Below are 6,052 nucleotides of genomic sequence, written 5' to 3'. Positions count from 1 at the left end.
GTGTCCACAATGCGCGCCGTCCCCTCGGCGTCCACGAACCGCCCGAAGGTGTTGCCGCCCAATCCCAACACGGACACTTTGAGCCCGGAGTTGCCGAGACGACGGTATCGCATCCCATCCCCCTTTGCTCGCGAGGTCCCCGCATCGCTAGGCCTCTATGTCGCGAGGCCTCTGCGCAGAGTTTGATTCGGCAGCGCGGGAATCCTCCGGGCCGGGAATCCTCATGAGCAGGAATCGTCCGGAGCAGGGATCCTCCGAAGGGGGTGATGCCGGCGCCTCGTGGCGAATCCTCCGTCATGCCCAACCGGCATACCCAAGCGGAGGTGCACGATGAGCGAGATCCAGCACGCGGTGCTGGCCGCGTTGACGCCTGAGGCGCTGAGCCCCAGGATCACGCGCCGGATGCTGTGGGGAGAACGCATCATGGTGGCCATGATCGAGCTCAAGGCCGGTACCATAGTTCCAACACATCAACATGATAACGAGCAGCTCAGCTACTGCATCGCCGGCTCGATGCGCTTCACCTTCCCCGACCGGGAACTCGTGCTGGAGAAGGGGGAGGTGCTGCTCATCCCGGGCGGCGTGCCGCACAGCGCGGAGATGCTGGAGGACGTGGTGACGGTGGACCTCTTCAGCCCGCCGCGACAGGACTGGATCGCTGGGGCAGACGCCTATCTCAGACAGTAAGCAGCCCCAGCCCTTCCAGCACGCCCCGCAGCCGCGCCACCTCCGACTCCTCCGGGAGCATGAGTGGCGGCCGCGGTGGGCCGACGTCAACCCCCGTGACGAGCGTCACCGCCATCCGGGTCAGAGGAATCGGGTTGGCGCGCCCGCCGGGCGTCAGCGCGCGATGGAAGGGCATCAACCGGTGATGGATCGCGGTCGCGCCGTCCACATCGCCCGCCTTGAACTTCCGGATCATCTCCTTGATGAGTCGGCCGAGAACGTGCGCGCCGCCGCTCACACACCCCACTCCACCCTGCGCCAGCACCTGGAGGATCATCGCATCGTCCCCGCAATAGACCGCCAGGTGCGGGGCGACGCGCAGGTAGTCCGACGCCTGGACCGGGTTGGCCCCTGCCTGATCCTTGACCCCGGCGACGTTTGGCAGATCGGCGAGCCGGGCCAGGGTCTCGGGCATCAGGTTCACGCCCGTGAACAGGGGGATGTTGTAAAGGATCACCGGTAGGGCCGTGGCGCGCGCCACCGCCACGAAGTGCTGATAGATCTCGTCCTGGGTCGGCCGGCTGTAGTAGGGCAGGATCACGGCCGCGGCATCGTAGCCGAGGCGCTCGGCCTCCCGCGTCAGGAAGACGGCGTCGCGCGTCGTGGCTGCGCCGGTTCCGGCGATCAGTGGGACGCTGGCGCCGGCGAACGTCCTGACCCGCTCAAAGATCGCCACCCGTTCCTCGAGTGACAGCGCGTGAAACTCGCCCGTCGTCCCGCCGATGAACAAGCTGTCGCACATGCCCCGGTCCAGGAGCCAGGCGAGCAGGCGGTCGAGCGCGGCGAAATCCACGGCCCCGCTGCTATCAAAGGGTGTAACGGGCGGCAACAAAACCTCGCCGAGGCGTGCGGCTATCGTCATGGGCCGGCCTCCGAGAACGTTATCACGTCCGGGCTCCATCTCATGGCTCCAGAACTACGTGCCGTATCTCCCGGCGCAGCGCGGTGTAGGCCACGTGGACGCGGCCTGCCTCGTCCGTAACGATCACCGGGTAGGAATACTCACCTGGCCCCTCCTCTAGCGTGAGGATGGTGCGCCAGATCCGGCCGCCGTCGGTGCTTTCGGCCAGGCACAGGGGATGGCGCAGCTCCCACTCCATCGGGTCGCGGCCGAGGTCGGTGTCGTTGTAGCAAAGCCAGAGGCGCCCGTCCCGGAGGCGGACCACATCCACGCCTGCGTTGGGGTTGCGCAGCGCCGTGGCCCTCAGCCCCTCCCAGGTCCGGCCGGCGTCGCGGCTCACGACCTGCCAGATGCGTCCGACCTTGGTCCGCATGAGCATGAGCAGCGTTCCGGGCTCCGGCTCGGCCAGCGATCCCTGGATAATGGGCACGCCGCTGCCGGCACCGATCGCCAGATCGTCGAAGCGCCAGATTTCGGTGTGCACCAAGACATCCAGCCGCGCCATGCCCACCTGCCACTTCCACTCGTCGTAGACAGGCAGCAGGAGCTCGTCACCCAGGCGGAGCGGCTTGTTCTTCGTGAGCACGCCGCTTCGGTCCAGCAGCAGCATCTCCGGGCCCCACGAGGCACCTCCGTCGAAGGACAGCCGGGCGCAGGGCTTCCCGCCGGTGCACCACTCGCCCCACACCCGGAAGTAGGCGAGCCAGATGACGCCGTGCGCCCCGGCGAACAGCACCGGGTTGCCGCACGGGTGGCCGTCGGCAGGAACCACCAGAAGAGGCGGCTGCCAGGCGGCCGCGCCGGAAGCCAGCCGGGCCACGTAGATACCAGAATCCGGCAGGCCCTCGCGGGTCCCGCCGAACCAGGCGCCCAGCAGGTCTCCGCCGTCGAGCGGCAGCAGGGTGGCGCCATGACAGAACGGTGTGGGCAACGGGTTGGTGGCGGCGTATCGGGCTGCGACGCGCAATTGAGTCTGCCTCGACCTTCTCGTGTAACCTGCCTGTGCGATCTGCCTCGTCCGATCTACTTGTGCGCGGTCATCGTTATCCCGCGGATGATGGAGCCCCGGAGGAACAGGAACAACATCAGGGTAGGCAGGACCGCCAGGGCCGCCCCGGCCATCAGGACCCCGTAGTCAATGTCGTAGGCCCCCTGCAGGGCGCGCAGGCCGATCGGCAGCGTGAACATCTGCGGCGACGACAGGGCGATCATAGACCAGAAGAACTCGTTCCACGCGAAGGTGAACATGTAGATGACCAGCGCCGCGAGCGCGGGGCGAGAGAGCGGCAGGATCACGTGCCAGAGTATCCGCAAGTTGCCGCAGCCGTCCACCCGCGCCGCGTCGTCAAGCTCACCTGGGATGTTGATGTAGAACTGGCGCAGCAGGAAGATCCCAATCGGCATGCCAATCATCGGCAGGAAGACCGCCGGGTAGGTGTTCAGCAGGTGCAGCCGGTTCATCAGGAAGTACAGCGGGATGACGTTCACCTCGAGCGGGATCAGCATTGACGACAGGAAGACCAGGAAGATGGCGTCGCGACCCCTCCAGCGCAGGCGCGAGAACGCGTACGCCGCCGGCACCGAGACCAGCACCGAGAGCACCGTCGTGGCTCCGGCCACCACCACGCTGTTCAACGCCCATCGTAGGAAGGGCCAGCGGCTGAGCACCTCGTGCACGTGATCCAGCGTGGGGCGCTGCGGGATCCACGTCGGAGGAAGCGCGAAGATCTCGGGCGCGGGCTTGATTCCGGTGGTGAACATCCAGGCGATGGGCGCCACCCAGAGCAGGGCCAGCGCGGCGACGACGGCCACCAGCAGGCGCGGCCCCAGCCTGGCCGCGGTCACAGGGACGACTCGTAGCCGAGCCATCGGAACGACACCAACGTCAGGCCCAGGATGATCAGGAAGAGCACCATGCCCACGGCCGCGGCCTGTCCCATCTCCAAATACTCGAAGCCGAACCGGTATAGGTACATGGCCAGGACCTCGGAGGCCCGCCCAGGGCCCCCCGCGGTCATGATCAGCACCTGCCCGAAGACGATGAACCCCGAGATCGTGGTGAGCACGAGCGCGAACAGGATGGCCGGGCGCAGCAGAGGCACCACAATCGAAAAGAAGATGCGCGCGCCCGAGGCGCCGTCTATCCGCGCCGCCTCGTAGAACTCGTCCGGGATGTCCTCGAGGGCCGCGCGGAACAGAAGCATCCGGTATCCGGCCAGCCACCACGCCGTGGCCAGCGCGATGGCAGGGATCGCCCACCGAGGTTCGTTCAGGAACACCGGGGGGTCAATGCCCATATCCCGTAGGGTGATCAGCACGACCCCGAAGTCGGGATCCAGCAACCAACGCCAAATGAGCCCGACGACCGAGACGGTCAGCAGGTAGGGGAAGAAGAAACCGGCCTCCAGCCAGGTGGTGACACGCCGCTTGCGGCCGGCAAAGATGAAGAGGGCCAGCACCAGACCGATCCCCACGATGAGCGGGATCGCGATGGCCGCGAACTCCAGCGTGTTGACCAGGGCGTTCCAGAAGCGGGGGTCGCGGGCCAGGTTGAGGTAGTTCCGGGCGCCGATGAACTTCGCGTCGCCCAGGGGATCCCAGCGGTAGAGACTGATGAAGAAGCCATACAGGACCGGACCCAGGCGGAACAGGATCCAGAACGCGGCAAACGGCAGGATGAAGAGCGCGATCTCAACGATCCTGCCGTAGCGACGCCTCATGAGCTCCCGATCACCTGGTCACGAATGTCCTGGCCATCCCGAAGTGCGGGGAGGACGCCGCAAGGCGTCCTCCCCGGACTGCATCAGCTTGTCAGAACGCGGTTGACCTCGGCCTCGGCGCGGGTCAGGGCGTCCTTGGGCGTCAGGCGCCCATTGTAGGCCTCCTGGATGTGCGGCTCGACCGCCGCGTGCACCCTGGGAGCCAGCGGGTGCACCAGAGGGTAGTGCAGCCATCCCTGGTTCGCCATGTAGGCGAACTTGCTCAGGGCGATCTGCCAGGTCTCGGACTCCTGTAGATCCTTGGCCCGCTGCGCGGGGAGGAACGCCGGGATGTGGCCACCGTAGATCCCCCAGATGGAGGACCGCTCGTTGATCCACTTGATCGCCTTGGCGGCCGCCACCAGCACATCGTCGGATGCCCGTTCGGGTCGCTGACGCGGGATGACCAGGTTGTGGCTGTCGCCCCAGGTGGTCGGCTTCTCAAAGAACTTGGGAACATAGTGGAAGCCGAAGTTGACGCCGGCGGCCTTTGCGGTCGGGAAGTACCAGTTGCCGGCTATCAACATCCCCAACTGCCCGGCGGCGAACTGCTTGAACCCATCGGTCCCGGGCGCGTTCCAACCCCTGCGGTGGATCATGCCGACCAGATAGTCCAGCGCCCGCAGGCCCCTCTCGTCGTTGAACGCCGCCCGCTTGCCGTCGGGCGTGAGCAGGGAGCCGCCCCCACCCCAGAACAGATACTCCCAGGCACGGCGGAGCTTGCGCGGGAGCGCATCCTCCGCGGGATGGAACGCGAACTGCCCGGTGCGGGTCTTGATCGCGTCGGCCGCCCGCTCGAAGTCCTCGCGCGACTCCGGCGGCTTGTCCGGGTCGAGCCCTGCCCGGCGAAAGAGGTCCTTGTTGTACCACATCCCAAACATGTGCGTGTCGAGGGGCACCAGGTAACGCTTGCCCTCGAAGACGCCCGCGTCCCAGACGCTCTTGGTGTACTGCGGCGCCCGAATGCCGGCCGCGTCGAGCAGGTTGCCGGCACGCGACTCCTCAAGCGGGGTCAGCGCGCGGTAGACGTCCATGACGCGGCTGCTGTGGCAGATGCCGACGTGCGGCGCGTTGCCCGAGCCCACGGCCGCGAAGAGCTGTGCATAGTACTCGGCCCACTGCCCCTGCAGTAGGTTCAGCTTGACCGCGCGGTTCTCGGCGTTGAAGAGCCGGACTATGCGCTCCATGGCGGCGGCGTCGCCGCTGTGGAACAACGTGTAGTAGTCGAGCGTCGTGACCCGCTCTTGGGCCATGACGGACGGGATCCGCGCTGATCCCACGGCGGCCAGTGCGGCGGCCGCGGCAGTCGTCTTGAGGAACGTGCGCCGGCTGACCGGCGTGCTGTGCTCAAGTTCCTCTCTCCACCTCATCTTCCCACCTCCTGCTGTCGTTCAATCAAGTGCGCAATACGAGCGTTCCCTGGTCAATCGTATCATCCTCGCAGGCGACGTAGCCGCTTCATCACCTCCGTGCCGCCCTCGCCGAAATGCCGGGCGAGATCAAGGTAGTCGCGATAGACGTCATCGTAGATCCGTTGTGCCTCCGGGCGAGGCCGGTAGCGGGCACGGTCGGTGCTGCCCATCTGCCGGATCGCCTCGGTCATGCTCTCATGTCCGCCCTGCGCCGTTCCTGCGGCGGCCGCCGCGTAGATGGCCGCGCCGACCGC

7 protein-coding genes are annotated in these 6,052 nt (G+C 66.8%); 1 reads left to right on the top strand and 6 read right to left on the bottom strand.

Annotated elements, in window-relative coordinates:
• Nucleotides 1-113, bottom strand: a 113-nt coding sequence (locus FJX73_12555) for an aldo/keto reductase (protein ID MBM3471600.1), incomplete at its 3' end; no start/stop codon positions are given.
• Nucleotides 114-330: 217 nt separating this feature from the next.
• Here FJX73_12555 and FJX73_12550 point away from each other — a divergent pair.
• Nucleotides 331-687, top strand: coding sequence for a cupin domain-containing protein (locus tag FJX73_12550; GenBank protein ID MBM3471599.1), 357 nt, complete (start codon nt 331-333; stop codon nt 685-687).
• Here the strand turns inward: FJX73_12550 and dapA are convergent.
• From dapA to FJX73_12525, 5 genes are all read right to left on the bottom strand, one after another.
• Entirely contained in the window at nt 677-1,627 is a 951-nt protein-coding gene (gene dapA, locus FJX73_12545; protein ID MBM3471598.1) for a 4-hydroxy-tetrahydrodipicolinate synthase, read from the bottom strand. The genes FJX73_12550 and dapA overlap by 11 nt on opposite strands.
• A gap of 1 nt (nt 1,628) precedes the next feature.
• On the bottom strand, nt 1,629-2,636 hold the full coding sequence (locus tag FJX73_12540; GenBank protein ID MBM3471597.1) for a hypothetical protein: 1,008 nt from the start codon (nt 2,634-2,636) through the stop codon (nt 1,629-1,631).
• Nucleotides 2,637-2,650: 14 nt separating this feature from the next.
• A complete protein-coding gene (locus FJX73_12535) occupies nt 2,651-3,496 on the bottom strand; it encodes a carbohydrate ABC transporter permease (GenBank protein MBM3471596.1) in 846 nt (281 codons plus the stop codon).
• Nucleotides 3,469-4,347, bottom strand: a complete 879-nt coding sequence (locus FJX73_12530) for a sugar ABC transporter permease (protein ID MBM3471595.1) — start codon at nt 4,345-4,347, stop codon at nt 3,469-3,471. The genes FJX73_12535 and FJX73_12530 overlap by 28 nt, the downstream gene beginning before the upstream one ends.
• An 83-nt stretch (nt 4,348-4,430) precedes the next feature.
• The gene (locus FJX73_12525) at nt 4,431-5,756 is read right to left on the bottom strand and encodes an ABC transporter substrate-binding protein (GenBank protein ID MBM3471594.1); all 1,326 of its coding nucleotides are present in this window, start codon (nt 5,754-5,756) and stop codon (nt 4,431-4,433) included.
• Nucleotides 5,757-6,052: the final 296 nt, after the last annotated feature.

This window comes from Armatimonadota bacterium (genome assembly GCA_016869025.1).
In the GTDB taxonomy this organism is placed as follows: Bacteria; Sysuimicrobiota; Sysuimicrobiia; order Sysuimicrobiales; family Humicultoraceae; genus VGFA01.
The sequence above is the reverse complement of the archived record's forward strand: the minus strand, read 5'-3'. Positions and strand labels throughout refer to the sequence as shown.

What these genes read in the sequence shown, in the direction of transcription:
- FJX73_12530 (MBM3471595.1), bottom strand. Translation starts at nt 4,347, where the DNA reads ATGAGGCGTCGCTACGGCAGGATCGTTGAGATCGCGCTCTTCATCCTG.
- FJX73_12535 (MBM3471596.1), bottom strand. Translation starts at nt 3,496, where the DNA reads ATGGCTCGGCTACGAGTCGTCCCTGTGACCGCGGCCAGGCTGGGGCCG.
- FJX73_12525 (MBM3471594.1), bottom strand. Translation starts at nt 5,756, where the DNA reads ATGAGGTGGAGAGAGGAACTTGAGCACAGCACGCCGGTCAGCCGGCGC.
- dapA (MBM3471598.1), bottom strand. Translation starts at nt 1,627, where the DNA reads ATGGAGCCCGGACGTGATAACGTTCTCGGAGGCCGGCCCATGACGATA.
- FJX73_12550 (MBM3471599.1), top strand. Translation starts at nt 331, where the DNA reads ATGAGCGAGATCCAGCACGCGGTGCTGGCCGCGTTGACGCCTGAGGCG.